Raw genomic sequence first — 23,054 nt, forward strand, 5'->3', positions numbered from 1 at the left:
GTGAATAATAAACCTCGCCTTTGTTTCATATCCCTTTTTAATAGAAGTGGGAATATCTTATTTTGTCTAACAATGGTATAATTTGATCGTTTTCTTTAAAATATTTCATATATAAATCAACGGTAGGTAATTCAAATAAATCAAAATCTATTATATTAAACCTTCCTTCCATCATTTCTTTATAAATAATGGATTTAGGTAAAAATGCCATTCCTAAACCGTCTTTTACAAATCTTTTAACTATGTAGCTTTGAGATATAGACATCAAGCGAACTGTGCTAAGATGCTTTTGTAATAATGGTTCAATTAATATTGCTTCTTTTAAATGCCCCGTAAATAATGGATATTTAGCGAACAAATTCTGTAATTCATAGTATCTCCCTGTTTCATCATCTTGGCTATCAAGAGGAAAAACTAACTGCATTGGACTTGAAATAATTTTTTCTGCATGGATAGAACTATGCTTGCTTTTTCCAATTCCTATGCCAATATGCGCTTTATTAGAAAGCAGCTGCTCATCAATCAATTCCGAATCTTCAACAATAATCCGAATATCATACTCTGGATGCTCCATTAGAAATTGATAAATAATATGGGGTAAATTCGTTTCAGTTAATAACGGCGATAAAACAACCGTTATTTCAGTTTTCTTTTGCTTTGAAAATAGCTGTGTTGTTCGTTTACTTTCCTCTACTTTTTTTAATATTTCATTTGCTTGTTTTAAAAAATATTGCCCCTCCTCGGTTAAAGAGATTTTCGTATGCTCTCTTTTAAATAACTTAACTTGAAGACTTTCTTCTAGTTGATGAATATGAACAGTAATACTCGGTTGTGAAATAAACAATTTTTCTGCAGCTTCCCGAAAATTTCCTGTTTCAGCAGCCACTACAAACGATTGAATCCATTTTAATTCCATATCACACCTCTAATTAAAAATATTAATCGATTTAAATTAATTTTATCAATTCTCTTAATTTATAATATATTTTATAGTAACTAAAATTATAAGAGGTCACCATAATGAATTCGCTTATCCAAGAATTAAATTGTATTGCAGAAAATGCAGTTAGAACAAGTAGTCCACTTATTATTACTGTAGCAAAGAAATATGAAGAGATAATGGTTAAGGAGAATAGTATTTAAATTCAGGACTTTTGTTGCTATAAAATAAAGTTTTATCACGGATACTTGACAAACCAATATTTTACGATAAATAAAAAGAATCCATTTTTAAAAAAATCAAAACGGATTCATATTCAGCAGATTTAAGTATCGTTTTTATAAAAAAGTTGGACATTTTTTACCTGTGTTGCTTCACAATCTCGCCCGATTGCTGTAGATCATTATTATTCAAGATCAGCATCTGCCATCCATTTTTTATGAAAAAAACTGGATAATCAACACCAAGCTTGCTTATATTATAATTGGATTTCAATACTTGTCCCACAGTCAACCATACTATCAATTGTAATCACACCATTATGGGTTCGAATAATATCATTGGCAATGGCCATTCCCAATCCAGACCCTTTATGTGACTCTCCAGTATTTGTTCCGCGGTAGTATCGGTCAAAAATGTAATCGAGTTCTTTGCTCTTAATACCTATTCCATTATCTTTTATAATGATTTGAACTCGTTCTTTTTTCTCGATAGATACAATTATTTGGATATTTTCATCGTTATGAACTATAGCGTTATAAATCAAATTATTGATGGCTCGGCGAATCAATAATTCGTCAACCTCCATTTCAATTTTTTCTTCCGTATATTGAAAGTCGATATGTCTTGTTGAATACTTTGCGTCATTTAAAATATCGATTACGATACTTCTTAATAATGCAACAAGATTCGTTTTTGTTTTATTTAAAGATAGCTTTTCATTTTTCAGCCTTATTGATAAATTTAGATCTTCAACGACATCTTTTAAATAGTGTGACTTTCGTTCAATTATTTCCGCATATTCTCTCATCTCTTCTATGGAAAAGTCGTATCCTTTATCCTTCATCATCTCAGCATAGCCTTGAATGGAGGCAAGGGGTGTTTTAATATCATGTGAGATGTTTCCAATCCATTCTTCTTTCATCTTATCTAATTTTATCCTTTCCTTATCAATCGCTTTCAACTGATAAGATAAATTATTAACATTATAAAAAACATCCTTATAAACCCCTTCAGGTTCATAATTTAGATTATAATCCTTATTTGCCAGTCGTTGAATTCCATTAATTAATGTATAGAGTGGCTTTGTTAGTCTTTTGCTAAAAAAATACCCAATCAATAAAGCAATGAGTCCATCAATCAGTAATAAAAGAATACTGCCTATTTTAATATTGTTCATAAGATCCCGGGAATCATAAGACCACGTAATTTTCTTAATATTAGGGCTCTCAAACCCTATAAGATAACTAGTATTGTGATGGTTCAATTCTTTTCCACTAAAATAAACCGTTGCATATATATCCGCTTCTACATATTTATACGTATTGACAATCTCTAAAGGAGTGTACTTTTTCTTTATCGCTTTAGGCAGTCTATAGCCATATAGTTCTTTTCCATTTTCATCTAAAATTTGTATCCATGCTTTACGATCAATAAGTTCCCTTTTTCCTTTATCGCTAATGATTGGTTTATTATTGGAGAACGTTATATATTTCTGAAAATCCCTTGTAAAAGATTCGGCAGATTCAACTTTTTCTCCCTTGAAAACCGGTATATGAAAAGCACCTTGGACAATATACAATGTCAAAAAGGTGACAATATTTATGATGATAACCAAAATAACAATTAAAACAACTGAGAAAAGGAATCTCCCTGTTAATTTCCATTTCATGCATTATTCATCCTTTATAACAAGTTTATAACCTAACCCTTTAACTGTGACTAAATATTGAGGGTTTGAAGCCTGCTCTTCAATTTTTTCACGCAATCTTCTAATATGGACCATAACTGTATTATCAAAGCCGATAAAGTCCTCGCCCCATACTTTGTTGACAAGGCTTTCTTTACTTAGAATTTGATTAGGGTTTTGAAGAAGATAGGTCATCATGCCAAGCTCTTTCGGTTTTAATTCAATCTTTTCTCCATTCTTTTTTAATTCAGCTCGTTGTTCATTTAATTCGAAAGGACCTGCCTTTATAATCGGATTTTCTTCCTTCTCCACTTGAAGAAAATCTGACCTTCGTAATTGTGCTTTTACACGATAGGCAACTTCTTTAGGGCTAAAGGGCTTCGTAATATAATCATCCCCACCTATCGCAAATCCAACAATTTTATCAACTTCCTCTGATTTTGCTGATAAGAAAAGTATAGGTACGTTTGAAATATTTCTTATTTGTTTGCACACATCATAACCTTCTCCATCAGGTAACATAATATCTTGTAAAACAAGATCAGGCTGTATTTCTTGAAATTGATGCCATCCATCTTTAGCTGTTGTAGCAGTATAGATATTTTCTAGACCTTCTTTTAGCAAAACGGTCTTAAGTAATTTCAATAAATCTTCTTCGTCATCTATTATTAATATTTTTTTATTTATGAACGACATTTGATCTCCCCACTCTCTTTCATTCGTTTATTATATAAAAGAAAGAACCTAATTGAAAATCAGGTTCTCTCGGTATCGTTTTTACTTTAATTTTTCTTTTGCTTTTTTAGGAATTTCATTTAATTGAACTTCTTGATAGGATGTGACACCTTTGTCTTCTTTAACAAACAAGTTTAAATAGGCATCCTGACGCAGCTGCTTAATTGCTGTAAATGTAAGCTTTTTTTCATTTCCTTCTTTATCATAGCCATATAATACATATTTGTAATCGACATAGTCTTGACCACTATCAGATCTTCCTTCAATCTTTTCACCTGGAGCTTTGATTTGGACGTAATAGCTATCTGAACCAAGTCTATTAATATTAACATTTTGAATAAACAAGATAAAACCTACTATCAATACTAGGATAACTCCAGGAATAATTAATTTTTTCATATATATCAACCTTTTCTATTTATTTGTTTTAGTCACAATTTTGTAGTAAGCATTTACTGTTAGGAAATAATATACAATATATATACATGTATAAATTCCCATGCAAATTGCTACTGGAATAACTAAGTTTGATTGCATTAATCTTGATAAAGCGGTTAATGCTATGGAACAATGGACAATACCAGCTACCAAAGGCAAAGCGAAGATAAACATTACTTGTTTAGCGATTGATTTCTTAATCTCTTTTTTGTTTACACCAATTTTGTAAAGTATCTCGTAACGCCCTTTGTCTGAGTTTGCTTCTGTTAATTGTTTAAAGTAGATAATACTACCTGTTGCTGCAAGAAATACAAGACCTAAAAATCCACCCATGAAAATCATTAAGCCTGATGATTCTAATCCAGCTGCATAATCAGCATAAAAGCTTGATAATCCCGTTTTATCCGATACAACCTTTTGAATGTTATTTGTTAATTGTTTCGCTTCCTCTTGATTAGAAATATGATATACTTCCATATTCTCCAACTTTGCTTCTTTTTTCATTTTCGCGAATAATTCATCACTGACAACAATGGCAGAATAGGCAGTAGAATAATTTAAAACACTGTATTTTTTTAAATGCTTAAAAGTCATGTCCTCATTATGTCTTTCCAAATTAAACGTAATGGTTTTACCAACATATTTTGGGGATATTCCTTCCATATAAACCGGTTCTAAAGCAGCTCCTTCATTCCCATGCAATGTCATTAAGTCATTTCTCTTTTGATCCTTTGCTAATTTATTAAAGTTGCTGTTAGAAATAATGGTATATTGCATTTTATTATTCGAGAATGGCATTTTTAGATTTGTTATGTCTGTATTTACTCGAAGTGTTGGAATGGTTTCATGATATTCGATTTTATGATTTTTATCGTTCGTAATAAGTTTCTTTATTTGTTTTGTTACGTTCTCATCATTATCGATGAACATCATGCTATTGGGATTTGCTTTTTCCGCATTACTTCGATTGTTATAATAGAAACTGTATGCTGTTCCTACCGCAGTTAAAGTTGTAGCACTAAGAATGGCAATAATCGTTAATGTACGAGCATTCCCTTTAATTCGATAAAGAAGCTGGGAAGTTCCGATTAAGTTTATGCCTTTCCAGTAATTTTTTTTATTTTTTTGTGCTATTTTTAGTGCGTACACCGTTAATGTACTGAACAATAAATATGTTCCTAAAATAACCGTTCCAAGGATAATTAAAGGTGTTACCATGAAGCCTAAAGCTTTCCATACATTTGAAGTCGCTAGGTTTTGTAAGGCCAGCCAATAACCAAAGCCGATTAAAATGATGGATAGTAATGCTATCATGATTGATGCTTTTGGTTCTTGTTCCCCTACTTTATCTGCTCTGAATAGTTCTATTAATTTAAAACGGTAAATTAAGCGATACCCTTGGAAGGAAGTAATCATTGTAATGATCAAGAACACGATGACAGTATTGATGATGCTATCATAAGAAATAGTGAAATTTGTAATTGCTTCATAACCCATGATTTTCATTAATAACTCTACAAAGAACGAAGATAAAATTGCCCCAAGCACAATCCCGATGATTAGTGCCAAAATCCCCATTATAAAGTTTTCATAAAATAGCATGCGACCGATTTGTTTTTTACGCACACCTAGTAATGAATAAAGCCCTACCTCTTGTTTGCGTTTCCTAGTAAAAAAAGCGTTTGAGTACCAAATAAAGATAGCCACGAAAATCATTAATACTACAGCAGCTCCACTAAATACTGAATTGATTTTTGGTGAAGAATCAGAAGTCGCTTGGATCGTTTTATCATACTTTAGTGAAACAAAAGTAAAGTAAATAACGATACTGAAGATCATCGAGAAAAAATATAAGAAATAATTCGTAAAGTTTTTTCTTATATTCTTTCTTGCGATACTAAATAAGGTCATCCTGTTCACCTCCAAGTGAAGCGAGGATATTTAATATTCTTTGGAAGAATTCTTTACGGGATTGCTCTCCTTTATAAATCTCAGTAAAGAGTTGTCCATCCTTAATAAATATCACTCGTTTACAAAAGCTAGCAGCAAATGCATCATGAGTTACCATCATAATCGTTGATTTGTTCTTTTCATTTAATGCACTTAAGCTTTGAAGTAAACTTGTTGCTGATTTTGAATCAAGCGCACCAGTAGGCTCATCAGCTAGAATCAAACTTGGATTCGTAACAATCGCTCGAGATGCTGCTGTTCTTTGCTTTTGACCACCAGAGATATGATAGGGATATTTATTTAAAATTTCACGGATTCCAAACGTATCAGCAATCTCATCGACTCGACGATTGATTTCACTTACTGCTACTTTTGATAAAGCAAGTGGAAGTAAAATATTTTCTTTTACAGTTAATGTGTCAAGTAAGTTATAGTCCTGAAAGATGAAGCCAAGTTTATTCCGTCTAAAATCTGATAATTGCTCTTCCTTCATTGTTACAATGTTTTGACCATCAATAATTACATCTCCTGATGATGGTGTATCGATTGTTGAAAAAATATTGAGAAGTGTTGATTTACCAGCACCAGACGGCCCCATGATTCCGACAAATTCTCCTTGTCGAATTTCTAAATTAATATCTTCAAGTGCTTTATAGCGATTTTCTTTATCTCCAAATACCTTTTGAACATTTTTGGCTTGTAAGATTGTTTTCATTAGTAATCCTCCTTGTATAGCAACAAAGATGATTATATTCACTGAACCTTACACCATTTTAATTTAAACCTTAAATAAACCTTAAAAACAGAAAATCGTTGAATTTGCGTTTTATTAATACACTTTATTTTTCCTCAGTATTAAATTCACAAAATTGCCAAGGTAAACGATAAGTTCATAAAAATAAGCAAAGGTAGCTTCTATCACTATTTTCGTGACCATCAAGAGCTTTTAGATTCTATGCTCGACTTTTGGGAAGTACATGCAACAAAGCTGATTGTTCAAAGTATGGAGCAACAGGATGCCTCTTTAGAACAGCTATTACAGATTAGTTTTAATCGAGATAAAAAAATTGAGAATAGTATTTATACTTGGGCTAAATATGATCCTGTTGTGGCAGCACGTTTAGTAGATATAGAAGAACAGAGAATTTCTTGTGTTGCAAAATTGTATCAAAAAATGGGCATAAACGAAGCTGAATCAGTTGATCGAGCGAGACTTGCCTATTTAACGTATGTAGGATGGATGACAAGGTTTGAAGCAAATCCTAATTTTGATATGGATAAAATGGTAGAGCTTTTAACTTCTTTCAGCGGGTGTCCAAACATCCGCTGAAATAGATGAACTTAGGCTAAAAGCGCTGCTTCCTGCAGCAACGCCTAAGTAACCAACATCCTGTTGGCCCAAAGCCTCCGGCGGATGTCACGGAATCGAAAAGGAGTTCTTTATGCAAACAAAATCCGATTCCGGACGCAATTATGCCGAGGTATAATTGATTATTCGATAATAAATGTCCCTCATATGGTTATAAAACCTGAAGGGACAAAATTTTCACTAAAACATACGGTAGTGTATGTTTTATTTGAAGTTACGAAATTGGGGGCGAATAAATGAAATTACTATTCATATTAGTAGCTGTAGGGCTTCTGTGGTTTATCAGCTTTTTGCATATATATTGGGCTTTTGGAGGTCGATGGGGTTCTGCCGTTGTTCTCCCAGTAAAAGAGGGAGAACATAAGCCTGCTTTTACTCCGAGAACAGGGGGAACATTATTCGTAGCCATTCTTATTCTAATGGCTAGTGTCATTATTGTTGTTCAAGGAGGTTATTTGCAGGGATTCCAAGCAAATAGTTTATCTAAAATCGGAAGTATTGTCTGTGCTTTAGTTTTCATTATTAGGGCAATTGGTGATTTTAAGTTTGTTGGATTTTTTAAAAAAATTAAACATTCTCAGTTTGCTAGATACGACACTTGGTTCTATAGTCCATTATGTTTATTCTTTGGCTTTGTCTATATCATGTTGTTGTTTTAATAAATATAGGAATTTTTTATAAAACCTTTAATATATACAACTATTTTACAAAACCACAACTGTTCATAATTTATTTCATTTCGAGCATAAACAGCTTTTATTGTATCTGTATATTTCCGTCCATTATCGAAATACTTATATAAAAAGGAGTTCGGTTAATTAGAAAATATCGTTATAAATAATAGAACTAACAGTATCTATTTCATAGATAGGAGTGTGAGTTAAAAATGTTTAAAAAAGTTTATTATATGATATCTATTATCAGTATTATTATTTTATTCTCGGTAAATGAAGGTGTATTGGCAAATCAAAACAATACACCACCTTCAATTGAGGAAACATTTACTGAAGCGGGATATAAATCTGTAGAAGAGTCAGTTAAGGAGTTTGAAAATTATTTTAAATGTGAGGTAAAATTACCCAGGCTGACGCCTTCTATTTCTTTCACACATAAATTCGGGAACTTTTATGAAGATAAGCAATATAATATGAATCATTCCCTATATATCATGTTTGTTAATAAAGATATAAGGGAAAATATTTATAAAATTGATATTCGTCCTTTAAAAAATAAATTGCACTTCAATAATAAATTAAAATTGAATGGTAAAGAGTATACACTTCAAGATGGTAGTAAAGCCATTTATTTTGAAGATCTCCTATTTAACTTTTTGGTCTTTGAAAAAAACAATTTGCAATATCTGCTCGGAATTTATAGAGAGGTATCAAATTTAGATATGCCCGACACATTAGTTCGGATAGCTAACTCTGTAGAATAAATTCCTTAACAGAATATTTCTATTAAAATTGTTTTCGGGTAGAGATATTGTAATCCGAGTATTTGTCTAAACGATTCCTTTTGTAATAGCTAAACAAAAAAGATATCAAAATTTCCACTTCAATTTCCCCTCTATTTTATATCGCTATTAAAAGGCTAAGGAGTTTAATTCACATTTTTAGCAGCTAGTTCTTGCTGTTGTAGTACTTTCGCAATATATATAAATCCGTAAATTGATATTCCCCCTATGCTCCATCCAATAAGTTGTCTAATAACAATTCCTTTGTCAAAAGCATCTACTCCATATTTAGAAATCAGCCAAATCTTGATCGTTGCCAGTAATATGTCTTTAAAAGCAAAACCAAAAGTAATCCATTTAAAAATTTGTAATATCTTCTTTTGAAAAAATAGTTTTTTCATCAATTTTCGGTTATACCCCTGCATTTCTACAAAATCTAATGAAAAATACACATAGATTGGGCGATTCACTAAAATTGTAACGATAAATACGATTCCAAAGAAATAGGAGTAATATACATTATTCCAAAGCAATTGAATAGCAGATCCAGATAAAACATCAATCAATGAACCAACAATCAAATTACCAATCATAAATAAACCCAAGAAATTGATTTTCTTTAATAGAAAGAAACGAATCATACTATAGACGATTCCAGGGACAGAAGAAATTAACATAGCATAGTAATCATCAATATACTTTCTACTGAAATGCCAAATAATCAATGGGAAAACTCCATAAAATATTAAATCAAAAATACCTACATTCTTTTGCAACCTTTTCCCCTCACTTATGAATAAATCATAACAGTAATAGATTTGAAAATTTTTTTAGCTTGAGAAAATAAATAAAATAGGATAATAGAGAATGTGAGCGCTCTAGCTCTCGCTTTTCTTTCTATATGCTGTAATACCAAAAGATATTACCCACAGATGGTTAGTTGAACGTTGAATCAATCTGGCTTTTACAGGCAGTTATCCCCATTCTCTTCTCTCTCAATTTTCAGGCAGGATCTTACACCTGTTAATGAAAGATTGAATTTTCAATAAATTAAATTAATTCCAATATAATACAAAAAAGCATCCCAATTCAATAATAAATTGAGATGCTTCTTATTCTTAAAGTATTTCTTTAATGATTTTTTTATAATAGTTTGATGTAAGGATCGCAAAGACTGAATAAAGGAGAATATAAATTCCCATTGTAATAAGGAGTGGTACCACTAATTCTGTACCAAAGAACATCCAGCCTGATTTTACTGCAAAATAACTATGGCAAATTCCTATCAATAATGGTAACCCAAAACTAAATAATTGTTTTCGACGGATACCTTTCATTATTTCATCAGTTGAAAAGCCAATTTTACGCAATGTCATAAATGATCCACGTTCTTCTTCTGCTTCTGTCATTTGTTTAAAGTAAAGAATACTACCTGTTGCAAGTAAGAAAGCCATTCCTAAAAATCCTGTAATGAAAATCATTAACCCCAAACTTTCAAGTTGCATTTTATACGACTCTTCTTTTGCTTCTAATTGGAGTGTTTCACGATCCCCTTTCTTCTTCACACTTGCCTTAAATATACCATCATTCGTTGTTTCTTTAAAAATAGATATTGCCTTTTCCATTTGTTTACTATTTGTAATCGTATAACCAGTATAAGAAGTCCAAAGTGTGTTTTTTTGGATTGCTTTATTTTTTTGAAGTTGTTTAAATAATTCATCTTGAATGATAACTGCTGGTGCACCATAAGTAAGAATTGAATCAATACTAGCCTGTTTTTCAATGTCTACTAAAGTAAGATCTTGTTTGGAATGATCCGTATGAAGAATCATTTTCTTTCCTACTTCAAAAGGTATAAATTTTTTCATTATATCACTATAGCCCGACATGACAGCTTCATTTTTATTGAGATGAATATTTGGAATAAGTTGTTTGGCATCACTTTCTTTTATTACCATTGTATCCATTTTCGAATTGTTTTGATTAGCTGGTACTGGTTCTTTTAACAATGGATTTAAATCTATTTGCGCATTCAAAAGTTCATAATGATTGGCTTTGAATTCGATATTTTCCTTTTGTAATGCTTTTTCGAACGCTTTACCTTCATTATTAACAACAGACATGTCGTAAGGAGTAAATTGCTCAGTTCTAGCTTCCACAGAATAATAGGATATATATGAAAGTGAAAGTATTGCTAGTGCCATCGCTGTCATAATTGTAATGATTGACAATGAAAGCGTATTGCTCTTCATACGATGCATTATAGGTGTTATTGATAGTACATCATTTAATGATAAATGACCTTTTCTAGACATTCGAATCATATTCATGATAAATGCGATTGAATATCTAAACATTAAGAATGTACCAATAATAACACTTCCTAATACCATTCCCATTCTTTTATATAATTCATTTATTGTAGCTGTTTTGTCCATTTCAAAAAGGATTGTAGAAAGGTAATATCCATAAATGATTAAACCAATACCGACGATACCTAATAGTAATTGGAACGGATTCATCTTTTTCATCTTTTGTTCTGCTTTACTTGTTGCTTTAAATAAATCTAATAATGATGTACGATGAACTACCCACATTGTTTGAAGTAAGACAACGATTAATAATCCTGCAAATACCATTAATGTTTGGAATAGAGCCTCTGTTGAGAAATCTAATGATACCTCTCTCTTCGTCTCAATCACCTTTAAGAAAATTAATGCGAAAAATCGTGAGAAGAAAAATCCGATGAGAATACCAATAAGTGTTGCACCAACCCAAAGTATAATATTTTCAATCGTTAACATATACGAAATAGTTGATTTAGGGATTCCAATCATTTGGTACAATCCAATTTCCTTACTACGTCTTTTCAAAAATAATTGATTTGCATAGAATACAAAGAAAAATACAATGATTAACAATAAAATGGATCCTACTCTAAAGGCAGCTTCAGCCTTCATACTTGAATGAGTTAGCTTAACAATAGCTCCATTATGCTGTAATGTAACAAATGAAAAATATAAACCTGCACTAAATATAAGAGCGAAAAAGTATAAGTAGTAGTGTTTTATATTTTTTCGCATACTACGAATGACTAGAGTACTAAGCTTCATAACCGTCACCGCCTAGTACACCTTGCGTTTTCATAATTTCTTGGAAGAATTGAGTGCGGGTTTTATCCCCTTTGTATATTTGAGTATAAATTTGTCCGTCTTTTAAGAAAAGGACACGACTGCAATAACTAGCTGCTACTGGATCATGTGTAACCATCATGATTGTAACTCGATTCGATTTGTTTAAAGTTCCTAAGTTCTCAAGTAATGCTGCAGCTGATTTGGAGTCGAGCGCACCAGTAGGTTCATCAGCAAAAACAATACTTGGCTTAATAATAAGTGCACGTGCAGAAGCTGTACGTTGTTTTTGTCCACCTGAAATCTCATTTGGATATTTGTTTAAGATTTCATCGATACCTAATTGTTTCGCTAATTGAAGGCAACGTGTTTCAGCCTCTCGTTTGTTTGTTTTTCCAACAGCTAAAGGTAAAAGAATATTTTCTTTCACTGTCAATGTATCGAGTAAGTTATAATCTTGAAAGATAAAACCCATTTCAGTACGTCGGAATGCGGACAGTTGTTTAGATTTCAACTTATGTAACGATTGACCATTTATTTCTACGATTCCTTCTGATGGACGATCAATTGAACAAAGAACATTTAATAAGGTAGTTTTACCAGAACCTGAAGGTCCCATAATCCCAACAAATTCTCCTGTTTCAACTTCTAAATCAATTCCTTTTAGTACTTCTTGAGCGAACAGTTTTTTTCCGTATACTTTTTTTATTTTACTTGCTTTTAATATGCTCATTTAATTTGATTCCCTCCTGCATTTGTTAATACTATTTTATAAAGAATAGGACGTGGAATCGTTCGATTGACGTGACAATTTGTATTCGTAAATGACATTTTTGTCACTTTGATATTGTTTTTACAAATTCATTGGCTATTGGGAATGTTAATGTGAATGTACTCCCTGTATTTACGATTGAATGAACATCGATTACAATACCTAATTTCTTTGCTGAATTATGAGCTAAATAGAGCCCCATACCAGTTGATGCACTTTGTTTACGACCTGTTGAACCCGTAAAGGACTTGTGAAAGATTCGAGGTAAATCAGCAGGATCAATTCCTTCTCCTTTATCTTGAATATGTAATTTTTGATGTCCTTCTTCATCTTTTGTTACATAAATGGTGATGGTATCTCCCTTATGACTATACTTCACTGCATTTGAAAGAATTTGCCGTATTATAAATGACAGCCATTTTTGATCTGTTAAAACTGAAATTTCGATATCATCTACATCTATAGCTAAATTCTTTGCAAAACACCATGATTGTAGCTCTTTTATTTCTTTTAAAACGATTGGATATAAAGAGACTTTATCCAGAACAGTATCTTGCTCAATACTTCTAAGACGTAATGTGTGTAGTGTTTGGTCGAGTAATAGGTGGATACGCAACCACTCTAACTCTAAAGGTTTTCTTGTCTCTAAAGGTAAATCTTCAATCATTAGCTTCATAGCGGTTAAAGGTGTTTTCACTTCATGAATCCACGCTAAGTGTTGATCTCGATCTTCTGAAAATTGTATCGTCAATTCATTCTTATATCGTTCCAGTTCTAGTTCTGATTCATGCAATTTGGAAAGTATAAGGTCTTCAAAACGATGAAATTCTTCTGGTGATTCCATAATCACCTTTACTACTTTCATTTCTTTTATATAGCGCCAAATTAAAAAACATACAAAGAAGAATAGTAATGTAGCATTCAGATACATAGTTGAAATACTTGTAAATCCTACATCTAAATTTAAAAGTAAGTTCATCCAAATCATGCAAAATACAAAAAATAGAATCCACGAAAGTCTTTCTCTCAAAAACAATCGAATCAACTATTGCACATCCTTTGTAACCGCCATATATCCGAGGCCTTTCTTCGTGACAATTACATCAGTTAATGAAAGGTCTTCTAGTTTACTTCTTAATCGATTCACATTAACTGTTAATGTATTATCATTGACAAAACGTTCGTCATCCCATAATTTGCGCATTAAGTCATCTCTTGATACTATTTGGTCTTTATGTTCTAAAAGTACTCGAAGGATAAACTGTTCGTTTTTTGTTAATTCAATCGTTTTGTTATTTTTCGTAATAGTACTAGTTGAATATTCAATTGTTGCGTCATTCCAAAGTACATGCTCTACTGTTTCTTCTGTGTAATCATATGTACGACGTAGAATGGCTTGGACTTTTGCTATTAAAACGTCCATATTGAAAGGCTTTTGAATATAATCATCTGCCCCCATTTGCATTGCCATCACCATATCCATCGGTTGATCTCTTGAGGATAAAAAAAGAATTGGCACCTTTGTAATTGAACGTATTTCACGACACCAGTGAAATCCATCAAACGCAGGTAGTTGAATATCGATGATTACAAGCTGTGGTTGGATTTTATGAAATGTGGTCATCACATGTTTGAAATCATCAGGGCCTTCAACTTGCATATCCCATTGTAAAAAATGCTTCTTGATGAGTTGAGATATTGCCTCATCATCCTCTATTAAAAAAATATTAAATGCCATAAAAGAGCTCCTTACTAATTTGTACTAAAGACTATCATAACACTTTTGTGGAAATGGATGGAATAATTGTGTTGGTTCATTACTAAAAGAGTTTACATTATCTTTGGATTGTTAGATTTCTGTCCACGATACCGGCAATTTAAGTTTCAAACAAGCCGAATCTATATGTTCAATACACCAAAAAGCCCTCCTAATAATGTTGCTTTAGAATAAAGTTTGATCAAATTAATCCTAATAACTTCAATAAATGAACAAAAGGAAAGAGCATGTTTTGAAATAAGATTTATCAAAACACGCTCTTAATATATCCTGGTGAATCATTCTTATATAAAAAAGATTGATCATTTCTATGATCCTTATTCCTTTAAAGCGCCCGATTGTGAAATTGACAAAGGCAGTCTAATTTTCGAATAGCCCTCTTCCTCTTAGATTTGCCGTGACAGGCTCCTTTCCTATTTCACGTGCCCAAATAGATAACTGGCCGATATGGTGGATTTCGTGGACAATGACATGACGTATGATCTCTCCGTGTGTACATTCAATGACTCGGCGCCTTATTGGCGCGTCTCTAGAGCTAATCAGTTCTTCATTGAAATCAGTTTCTGAAAATTTCCGAGAATCCATTTCTTTCGTCCAAGATGCCACAAATGGCTTCACTTTCTCATGGTATTGAGCCGAAAGATTTTTCACTTTTTGTAAGCTAGCATAATCTTCAAATAATGGCTCCTCAGGCACTGGTTCACCTCGCAAACCTAAAACCCACATATATTCCACATCTACAATGTGAAATAGGGTATGTAGGATACTGCCGAACCCACCGACCCGTTTCTTTAATAGTTCTTCATCCGGTATGTCTTCGCACAATGTAAACCAATCATCACGAACTTGCCAGTTATATTGAAACAGTTTCAACATCACAACAACCTCCATCTTTTAAAGATTGACATTTAATCTGCACCAAAAGATTTCAAAATCCCTATTTATATAATAACTCTAAAAAAACCTGTTAAATTCAACAGGTCCTCCTTCAATAATGGTTATATCAAAAACAGACTTTTCATTTTTCATTTTTTCACCTCTTTCTATATTAAATAAAGATATGGTGATTAGTAGTTTTCTAATCAATATTCAAATTACTATGAACTTATGAATCTCGATCAACTATTGAGTTAAATGATTTAGTAATATCCTTAAAAAAAAGTTAACATAATTAGGTTAAAGGATACTATTGATTTTTTATCTAGTCAGTACGATATCTATTCTACTTTTCTAACTATATTCATATTTAACAGCTCTTTACATAAAGAAAGCCCCCATCTATCGTTTAAATCGAGGGATGAAGGCTTTTATTATTATTGTTTGTTAGCTCTACAATTTGTGCTGCAGAATCTTTTGATTCTACAGCAAGATTACGTACCTCATCAGCAATAGTAAAGCATTCACCATTTTTATAGATTATGTATTTTGCTTATTGCTTATCTTTTTTATTTTTATATAGACTAGCGAGGTATATATTACTATAAATAAATGGATATAACACATTTGAGTGCACCACAATTGTTATTTATTAGCAAATATAAAAACCCCATTTTGAAAAAAGATTAATCAAAATGGGGTTTCACTTACTAACTACGTATGTGATTATAATAAAAAAGTTTGATCTTATATATGATTGCTCTTAAAGAACAGCACCCATTTAAATAAATAAGCATGTTATATAAATTACTACTTTAATGGTTACTATTCGCTTTTCTTCACTCGACACGCTGTTCATTTATTCTAATCATTAAGACCTTGGAATTGTTATTTTTTTTGACTCACTACATCTAGGCACCAAGAGAAATTATCCCAAGCAGAGTACCAGCCGTTAAAAAGTTCGGATGAATCATCCCAACGGACATCGAATTTCTTCTGACCATCTACATCCACTAAATATAAAGAAAGTGTCTCATCCGCCTTAGAAACAGCTAACGCCATACCATTTTGAAGTTCTTCTTCAGTAAATGGAACGTCCGAAATCGAACGTAACTGTGCTTGTTCAAATACTTGTTTGTTCATAATTTTATAATTCATAATTATCCTCCAATAAAACTTTCTGTTATGTTAAGCTCCTACTTTACCTGTAAATCATAGGACTATAAAAGTATATCCTATATTCATTCAATATTGTAAACAATAAAAAATAAGCTTTAGTTCTTTTCAAGTGAACCTAGCTAAAGACGTAACTGTTCCTGAAATACATCACAAAAAAGAACGCATTCCTACATCTGGAAACCGTTCTAGAATCAATCACTATGATAACTCCAACCATACCAATATCTCATTGATAATGGTAATTTTACCAACTTTATCGAATAACTAATTTATGTTGAAATTTCATACCCTAAAGCATTTAGGTGTTGTAAACTGTTGCCTTTTGTAATATAAGGTTATAATTCTATTGAATTAATAATACCATAATATACTTGATCTTCATAACGATTTTCTTTCCGGTCAATCGATTAATACCCCTTCTTTTTTCATTCCTTATTTTTGAACTGTTCCAAGGAACTATTAAACAACAGCATTTTCAAATAAAACAAATCCCTCTGAATTAAATTCGGAGGGATTTGTTTTAAAATGTTTTTCATGAACCTATTAGCTGGTTTGGAGGGATAGTAAGTCTCTATAGATTTACCCGAAAACTAACTAAATCAATTTCATATATCTATTTTGCTTTTTAAATACGAACGTTATAATACATTACTTTTCAATATTCAGATTTGGATGCTTTGCTTCAGATAAAAGCGTCAATTTTTATCTCTTTCCATTAACTCTGTTATTTTATCCAATTTCTTTTCAAGTGTATTAAATTGATTTCTTTTCGCCTGTTGATTCAAAAGAAATCTCCTTATAAAAAGTGTAAACGATACTACAAATAAAACGATAAGTCCTAATACTATTATTTGATATATCAAGTCACCTACATTAAACATTAAAACAACTCCTTGTATAGAAATGGTCAAGAGCAGCGTACATCTATCTTCCAAAAAATTCATAATTTATACCATCATCCTGGTATGTGATAGGCTTCTCAGCTCTTTTAATCAACTCAATTGACTTAATTGTCACAGGCGATTCACCTGTCCATTCAATTGTGTTAACAAGATAATAAACTTCATTTGGCTTAAAAGTGAAACCAATATTCCATAAATCAAATTTACCTGTTACAGTCTTCTCCTTTTCACTACAACCAATTACTGGTACCAAAAAGAATAAGACACTTATACATAATAGTAGCTTTTTCATATAAACACCACCTACAATAATTCACCATAAAAACCATAATTTTAATCTGTCGTTTCTATAATTAAAATATGTATTGTATCAGCATCTCCGGAAATAAAAGGGAGTGACTCAAAATTTTTAGTTTAGGTAACTCTCCTTTTACTTTATATTTACATCAAAAATAAAGGTTTCTTTTCCTTTATCCCATGTTGTTTTAAGTTTATAAATATAATATCCCTCATCTGATGGCATAGTTATTTTATTATCTTTAATTTCAACATAATCACTTGTACCATCTTCATTCAGTTTAATTGCCTTTATGGAAGAAGGATTTCTTTCTATTTCAAGTTTTAATGTATCCCCTTTTTTTACTTCTAATGTTTTGAATTGATCCGCTAATTCATATATATCTGGAGAACTCTTTGTATTTATCTCAATGTTATTTCCTTTCCATGAATAATCACTTCCAATCATTGTATAATCTTTATTATCTACAACAACTTTTCCTTCGGGTTGAGATTCTATTGAGTGTGTATTGCATCCAGTTAAAAAAGTAGTAATTAATATGAATGAAAGTATTTTTCTCTTCATTTCTATAACATTCTCCTATTCACAAATAATTTTTATTTTCATATTGAGTGAATTTCATAATTCGATGTTTCGATATAAAAAACGAACATTAAATGAGGGAATTGTTTGTGCTATATCTATTAGAATATTGTCTAGTAGCGGAAGATGGTGACTCCTGCGGGAAAGCGAGACAGGTGAGACCCCGCAGGGAACGAAGTGAGCGAGGAGGCTCAACGCTCGCCCGCGGAAAGCGCCATCTGTAGCGGCATGTTAAACAAATAGTATATCTGAAGTCTAATCCGAATTATTGGATTGTACATTTAGATAATATTCGTGTTTTTTTGCCTAGGAAAGTATTTATAAAATTAATTCATTATATAATTATTTTCGTTAATTTATTTTTATGTAAAATAATTACATTTTATTATTATGAATATAATACCATGAAACTCTAAAATTTGTTTAGAAATCGATAATTTACAGGTTTAAAACAAAAGTTAAAGAGAATGAAGAAATAAATAATCAAAAAATAACTGAAATGGTAAAATAAATAAGAACGAAGAAAAAATAGAATAGAGGTGAAGATAGGGTGAAAATAAAAACAATTTTGTTTTTATTTATTTGTTCTTTGTGGTTAGTAGCTTGTAACAGCAATAAAGAAACAACAAAAACAATAGAATTTCAAGAAATGGTGAATTTCGAAGAAGAAAAACCCAATACACTACAAATAATATCAGATGCGGAAGATATTAAAATAATAGAGAAAACATTTAAAAAAGCTAGAAAATTAGGTGAAGTAGATAACACAATAGTTCCGCAATATAAGATCAAACTAAGCGATGGTGAGTATTATTTATGGATAGATAGAACAAATATAGGGACTATAGCAAACATAAAAAGTAGAAATATGTTTTACAATATCAATTCTAGCAAAGAATTTAAAGAGATCCTTAATTATCAAGTACAAAAATAAAAGAGAAAGAAAAATCAATTAAAATAAATAAATCCACTCCTTAATATCAGCTCAGTTCTAAATCAGGATTTTCATTATATTTTACTTGTTGAACTTACCTGCTATGTTTACACAATAAATTCATCAAAAATAGCGTCTAACCTTATTGAATCAACGAATCCGTTAGCTAAATAAGAAGAAATTCAATTATCTTTCAAGATGTTATATAGTTGTGCTGATTTGGATGGAACAAATACGATTGGATATTTTTCTCCTAATTGTTTCTTCACCTCTTGGAATAATTGTAACCCTTTTTCATTGTGATTTTTCTCTAGTTTTAATCCATTTTCTTTTAATGAATCTGTATCTAAATCAATCCATTTACCATATTCTGCTCCCCATTCCCATAGTTCCTGTTGTAGTTTATCTGATAATGGGAATTCATCTATATCAAGATTTTCACCACAATCTTTACACCAAATTGGGTCAGCCGTAAAATCAGCTTCGAATTTATATGAAGCATGTTCGCAGTTTTTCTTTTGTTTCCAAATCATTAGTTAATCTCCATTTCAAATATATAATTGTAAAATTGCATATGTATTTAATCTCAATTATATCACTTCTTGGATTAACGTTTTAGCTTGCTTCACTTCTTTTCGCATTAAGTTATTAGGAACATCTAATGTTGTTTTACAACTGAAAGGAAATTGAAAAAGAACTGAAACTTTTCTCATTAAACTTCAATCTTACATGAAAAATGAAACAAAAATGAAATTTCCCAAATGAAATACTTTGTTAAAATAATAAGCGTAAATACAAAAAAGTGTTGACACATGGAGAAGAATATAATCTTCAAGATATAGTGAGGAAAAATATGAGTTTAGAAAAACAATTAATAATAAAGAAATATTATGAAACATTCCTAATGGAGAATGAAACACACCCACCTCTTCAAGTACTTGGAGAAGCTTATTTAAACGAACAAAAAAATGAGAATTCCGATGGATCTAATATTCGTTTTGCACAAGGTGAATTTTATTATCACCATCAAGATTTTGAATCAGCTATTTTTAAATGGGAGAAAGTCAGTAATGAATTAGCACCATGGGCACAAAAAAATATTGCGGATGCCAACTTAGAACTTAACCAACTATCAGTTGCTGAAAAAGTTTATACCTCCATTACTACTGATAACAAAATACTTATGACTGAAATTGCACTGCAATTACTTTCTCTTTACATCGAGCAAAATAAACTTGATTCAGCTTTCACTGTTATTAAAGAAGCGGTTTCTTTAAATCCCGATTATCCAAACGTCACAACAATTGCACGTTCCTTTTATGAAGAGCAGCAAGATTTTAGCAGTGCAGTAGAGCTTGCTGTCAATGAGTTAATTCGAACAGAATCTATTCCATGGTTTGAGGTTCTAAAAGAATATATTGATAAAGGATTTACTAAGGCCATTTCACCAGAATATTTTTATGAAGTATTAGTTACATTAAATAATGTAGACCAAGTACAATTTACGCAAATTGTTTCATCGCTTTGGCACAGCTATAATAATGAACAAACTTATTTATTATGGCTTAAAACAATAAATGAATTTTTCTTACATATCGAAATAGAGTCGTCCGATATATGGGACAAAATTTCTTCTCTTTACGAAGTAACGTACTTTGACTTAATTCAAGGTGAATATATGCTGAGTCACTTACATGATATCATGCCGAATCTTTTAACAAATTGGTTAAAAGTAGCCAATCCGTCTAAGTCCGTTTTCCCATCTTCAGCAGTATTGGTATGGGATGAAATTTTCCCTTCCCAAATAGATTCAGCAGATATAAAACATGCAGAAAACTCCTTGTCATATTCTACTAATTTCACAGATGGATTAGAGTATAGCTTACACCTTTTTGATTCTATTACACAGTGGGCAGAAAAACATGATCTAGATATGGGTCATCGATTTAGATGGTTAGTTGGCGAGCTTGCAGATTTAAGAACAAATCGCATTTTAGTAACTGGTACTTCAGGAAACGGAAAAGCTTCATTTATTAACTCTTTACTAGGAGAAAATATATTAGAAAACTCAATTTCAAATGTAGTTGTCTTAAAAAATGACGCTCTTACAGAAATTAGCGCTATAACAAATTCAGCAATTACAACAACTGAGAATTTCTCTGATTACCATAACATGATGTCTCAACACCGCCAAACATATAGAGATAGAGCATGTGTTGAATTAAAATTACCATTCAGATTTTTAGGTGAAAATAGACTTACATTGGTTGTTACACCTAGCTTTAATAGGAACAACGACACTAGAGATGAGACTTTCGAATATTTAAATTCTGTAGACGAATTATTATTCGTATTGAATGTGGATTCACCTTTTACTGACAAAGAACGAGATATACTATTAAGTATTCAGGAACATACACCAAATTTACAAATTCATTTCTTATTAAATAAAATCGATAACATTTACAGTGAAGCAGAAGCAAAAAGAGTTATACATGATACACAAGCGAGAGTAAATGCATATTTCCCGCATGCGAGAATTTTCCCTTACTCTTCGTTATATACAAATAATCAACAACTAAACGATTTAACTGAGTTTATTCAATTCAACTTTAACCATAAAAATATCGATGCAGAACGTACTGAAAAATTATTGTTTTTCATTCGAAAAACAATTACATATCTTTTGGAAAAACGCATCGAAATGGAAAATAACCTAGTAGATTCTATTAAATGGAATGAAGATATGTTAGTTAAACTAAATGGTTTTATTAATAACCTAACTGATTTAGAGAAGGAAAAAATTCATTTAATTACAGAATCATATCGTACAATGAAAAACGAATTTACAAAAGATCTTGCAGAACATATTCCGAAACTATTGCAGAGTTGTTCTGATTTAATTAGTGAAGAAAGTGATTTTGGGCACATTGATATTGAATTAAATACAGCGATGAATGAAAGAGTTCAAGAATATCTAAACCAAACTGTGTTACCTAATCTTACTCGCTCTATGCAAAATTGGATCGAAACTTCTAATAATGAGTTCATACAAAGTCAATCGTACTTAGAAGAAATCAGTGAAGGACTTAATTCTTTATTTGGAGAAAATCGAATACAGTTAGAATGTGACTTTAAAGTGCTTGATGACTGGCGTAGAGATACTGATAGAATGACAACTAGCATTCAAATGGAAGAAGTAAATATCTTACGCCGATTTACACCAGCACAATTATTACTGAAAAGTGCCGGTAAATTATTTGGAGTTCTTCCTAAAAATAAAGCTATGCTATATAACAAATACAAACAGTATTTAGAAAATGAAGATTATATCGAAGTAACTGCTTCCATTATGAACAACTTCTTCTTGCAATTTGAGCTATTTGAAAACGCACTAGAGCGAGATATTAATATATTCTTTAGAAGCCCATTTGGCGCGTTGAAACAAGCTGTAGAAAATACTCATTTAGAAATACAAGAAAAACAAGATACACTGCAAATAATGAAATCAAATCCTGAAGTTTATTTTGATTCCATAACGCTCTTTGAATTGAGATTACGTCAATGTGAAGTAATTTTAAATATAGGTGAAGATAATTCCTATACAGATTTAACATTAGAAACAAATATAGAGTAAACGTAAAGTAACTCCAAAATCTACAATAAACGTTGATTTTGGAGTTATTTTTTGTTTGTATCACTTTTTTCGGTACTCTGAAACTAGATGTACTTCATTGCAATTACTAAATTCCTGTGGGTCTTTCAGCTCAAGTTTTTTCGTAGGGGGTGCCGTTTTTCGCTCCACA

At 31.3% G+C, this 23,054-nt stretch carries 23 protein-coding genes; 6 read left to right on the forward strand and 17 right to left on the reverse strand.

What is annotated here, in order from left to right; translation table 11 throughout:
- Positions 1-37: 37 nt before the first annotated feature.
- On the reverse strand, positions 38-916 hold the full coding sequence (locus tag ACIQ4I_RS02440; RefSeq protein WP_403092471.1) for a LysR family transcriptional regulator: 879 nt from the start codon (positions 914-916) through the stop codon (positions 38-40).
- Between the two features lie 104 nt (positions 917-1,020).
- Here ACIQ4I_RS02440 and ACIQ4I_RS02445 point away from each other — a divergent pair, with 104 nt between their 5' ends.
- Positions 1,021-1,143: a hypothetical protein gene (locus ACIQ4I_RS02445; protein ID WP_403092472.1), complete on the forward strand. Its 123-nt coding sequence runs from the start codon at positions 1,021-1,023 to the stop codon at positions 1,141-1,143.
- A 275-nt stretch (positions 1,144-1,418) separates the two neighbouring features.
- On the opposite strand, the gene ACIQ4I_RS02450 is transcribed toward ACIQ4I_RS02445, so the two are convergent.
- The 5 genes from ACIQ4I_RS02450 to ACIQ4I_RS02470 form a co-directional block, all read right to left on the reverse strand.
- Positions 1,419-2,831 carry a sensor histidine kinase gene (locus ACIQ4I_RS02450; protein ID WP_403092474.1) on the reverse strand — a complete coding sequence of 471 codons (1,413 nt, stop codon included), beginning with the start codon at positions 2,829-2,831 and terminating at the stop codon, positions 1,419-1,421.
- A 3-nt stretch (positions 2,832-2,834) separates the two neighbouring features.
- Positions 2,835-3,545, reverse strand: a complete 711-nt coding sequence (locus ACIQ4I_RS02455; RefSeq protein ID WP_403092476.1) for a response regulator transcription factor — start codon at positions 3,543-3,545, stop codon at positions 2,835-2,837.
- An 81-nt stretch (positions 3,546-3,626) separates the two neighbouring features.
- Positions 3,627-3,983 (reverse strand): YxeA family protein, encoded by a 357-nt coding sequence (locus tag ACIQ4I_RS02460; protein WP_403092477.1) that lies wholly within the window; start codon positions 3,981-3,983, stop codon positions 3,627-3,629.
- A 15-nt stretch (positions 3,984-3,998) separates the two neighbouring features.
- Entirely contained in the window at positions 3,999-5,933 is a 1,935-nt protein-coding gene (locus ACIQ4I_RS02465) for an ABC transporter permease (protein WP_403092479.1), read from the reverse strand.
- Positions 5,920-6,687 (reverse strand): ABC transporter ATP-binding protein, encoded by a 768-nt coding sequence (locus tag ACIQ4I_RS02470; RefSeq protein WP_403092481.1) that lies wholly within the window; start codon positions 6,685-6,687, stop codon positions 5,920-5,922. Before ACIQ4I_RS02470 ends, ACIQ4I_RS02465 begins: the two co-directional genes overlap by 14 nt.
- A 144-nt stretch (positions 6,688-6,831) precedes the next feature.
- Between ACIQ4I_RS02470 and ACIQ4I_RS02475 the strand changes: the two genes are divergently transcribed.
- From ACIQ4I_RS02475 to ACIQ4I_RS02485, 3 genes are all read left to right on the forward strand, one after another.
- A complete protein-coding gene (locus tag ACIQ4I_RS02475) occupies positions 6,832-7,302 on the forward strand; it encodes a TetR/AcrR family transcriptional regulator (RefSeq protein WP_403093346.1) in 471 nt (156 codons plus the stop codon).
- A gap of 275 nt (positions 7,303-7,577) precedes the next feature.
- A complete protein-coding gene (locus ACIQ4I_RS02480) occupies positions 7,578-8,000 on the forward strand; it encodes a DUF3995 domain-containing protein (RefSeq protein WP_403092483.1) in 423 nt (140 codons plus the stop codon).
- A gap of 227 nt (positions 8,001-8,227) precedes the next feature.
- Positions 8,228-8,779, forward strand: coding sequence for a carbon monoxide dehydrogenase (locus ACIQ4I_RS02485; RefSeq protein ID WP_403092484.1), 552 nt, complete (start codon positions 8,228-8,230; stop codon positions 8,777-8,779).
- A gap of 164 nt (positions 8,780-8,943) precedes the next feature.
- Here ACIQ4I_RS02485 and ACIQ4I_RS02490 read toward each other — a convergent pair whose 3' ends face one another.
- The 10 genes from ACIQ4I_RS02490 to ACIQ4I_RS02535 all read right to left on the reverse strand — a co-directional run bounded on the left by ACIQ4I_RS02490 (position 8,944) and on the right by ACIQ4I_RS02535 (position 18,296).
- Entirely contained in the window at positions 8,944-9,573 is a 630-nt protein-coding gene (locus ACIQ4I_RS02490; protein ID WP_403092485.1) for a VC0807 family protein, read from the reverse strand.
- A 342-nt stretch (positions 9,574-9,915) separates the two neighbouring features.
- Positions 9,916-11,910: an FtsX-like permease family protein gene (locus ACIQ4I_RS02495; protein WP_403092486.1), complete on the reverse strand. Its 1,995-nt coding sequence runs from the start codon at positions 11,908-11,910 to the stop codon at positions 9,916-9,918.
- Positions 11,900-12,661, reverse strand: a complete 762-nt coding sequence (locus ACIQ4I_RS02500; RefSeq protein WP_403092487.1) for an ABC transporter ATP-binding protein — start codon at positions 12,659-12,661, stop codon at positions 11,900-11,902. The genes ACIQ4I_RS02495 and ACIQ4I_RS02500 overlap by 11 nt, the downstream gene beginning before the upstream one ends.
- 103 nt (positions 12,662-12,764) lie before the next feature.
- A complete protein-coding gene (locus ACIQ4I_RS02505; RefSeq protein ID WP_403092488.1) occupies positions 12,765-13,679 on the reverse strand; it encodes a sensor histidine kinase in 915 nt (304 codons plus the stop codon).
- Between the two features lie 66 nt (positions 13,680-13,745).
- Positions 13,746-14,438, reverse strand: coding sequence for a response regulator transcription factor (locus ACIQ4I_RS02510; protein ID WP_403092490.1), 693 nt, complete (start codon positions 14,436-14,438; stop codon positions 13,746-13,748).
- Between the two features lie 399 nt (positions 14,439-14,837).
- Positions 14,838-15,353 carry a DinB family protein gene (locus ACIQ4I_RS02515; protein WP_403092492.1) on the reverse strand — a complete coding sequence of 172 codons (516 nt, stop codon included), beginning with the start codon at positions 15,351-15,353 and terminating at the stop codon, positions 14,838-14,840.
- Positions 15,354-16,241: 888 nt separating this feature from the next.
- Positions 16,242-16,511: a hypothetical protein gene (locus tag ACIQ4I_RS02520; RefSeq protein WP_403092494.1), complete on the reverse strand. Its 270-nt coding sequence runs from the start codon at positions 16,509-16,511 to the stop codon at positions 16,242-16,244.
- A gap of 716 nt (positions 16,512-17,227) precedes the next feature.
- Entirely contained in the window at positions 17,228-17,413 is a 186-nt protein-coding gene (locus ACIQ4I_RS02525; RefSeq protein WP_403092496.1) for a DUF4083 domain-containing protein, read from the reverse strand.
- Positions 17,414-17,456: 43 nt separating this feature from the next.
- Complete coding sequence (locus ACIQ4I_RS02530) at positions 17,457-17,726, reverse strand: hypothetical protein (protein ID WP_403092498.1); 270 nt, start codon at positions 17,724-17,726, stop codon at positions 17,457-17,459.
- Positions 17,727-17,864: 138 nt separating this feature from the next.
- Complete coding sequence (locus tag ACIQ4I_RS02535; RefSeq protein WP_403092500.1) at positions 17,865-18,296, reverse strand: lipoprotein; 432 nt, start codon at positions 18,294-18,296, stop codon at positions 17,865-17,867.
- A gap of 568 nt (positions 18,297-18,864) precedes the next feature.
- Here ACIQ4I_RS02535 and ACIQ4I_RS02540 point away from each other — a divergent pair.
- The gene (locus tag ACIQ4I_RS02540) at positions 18,865-19,248 is read left to right on the forward strand and encodes a YhfM domain-containing protein (RefSeq protein ID WP_403092501.1); all 384 of its coding nucleotides are present in this window, start codon (positions 18,865-18,867) and stop codon (positions 19,246-19,248) included.
- Positions 19,249-19,430: 182 nt separating this feature from the next.
- Here ACIQ4I_RS02540 and ACIQ4I_RS02545 read toward each other — a convergent pair whose 3' ends face one another.
- Complete coding sequence (locus tag ACIQ4I_RS02545) at positions 19,431-19,781, reverse strand: hypothetical protein (RefSeq protein WP_403092503.1); 351 nt, start codon at positions 19,779-19,781, stop codon at positions 19,431-19,433.
- 320 nt (positions 19,782-20,101) lie between these two features.
- Between ACIQ4I_RS02545 and ACIQ4I_RS02550 the strand changes: the two genes are divergently transcribed.
- On the forward strand, positions 20,102-22,885 hold the full coding sequence (locus tag ACIQ4I_RS02550; RefSeq protein ID WP_403092505.1) for a dynamin family protein: 2,784 nt from the start codon (positions 20,102-20,104) through the stop codon (positions 22,883-22,885).
- Positions 22,886-23,054: the final 169 nt, after the last annotated feature.

Origin of the sequence: Rummeliibacillus sp. NPDC094406 (assembly GCF_044763875.1) — a bacterium.
GTDB lineage: Bacteria > Bacillota > Bacilli > Bacillales_A > Planococcaceae > Rummeliibacillus.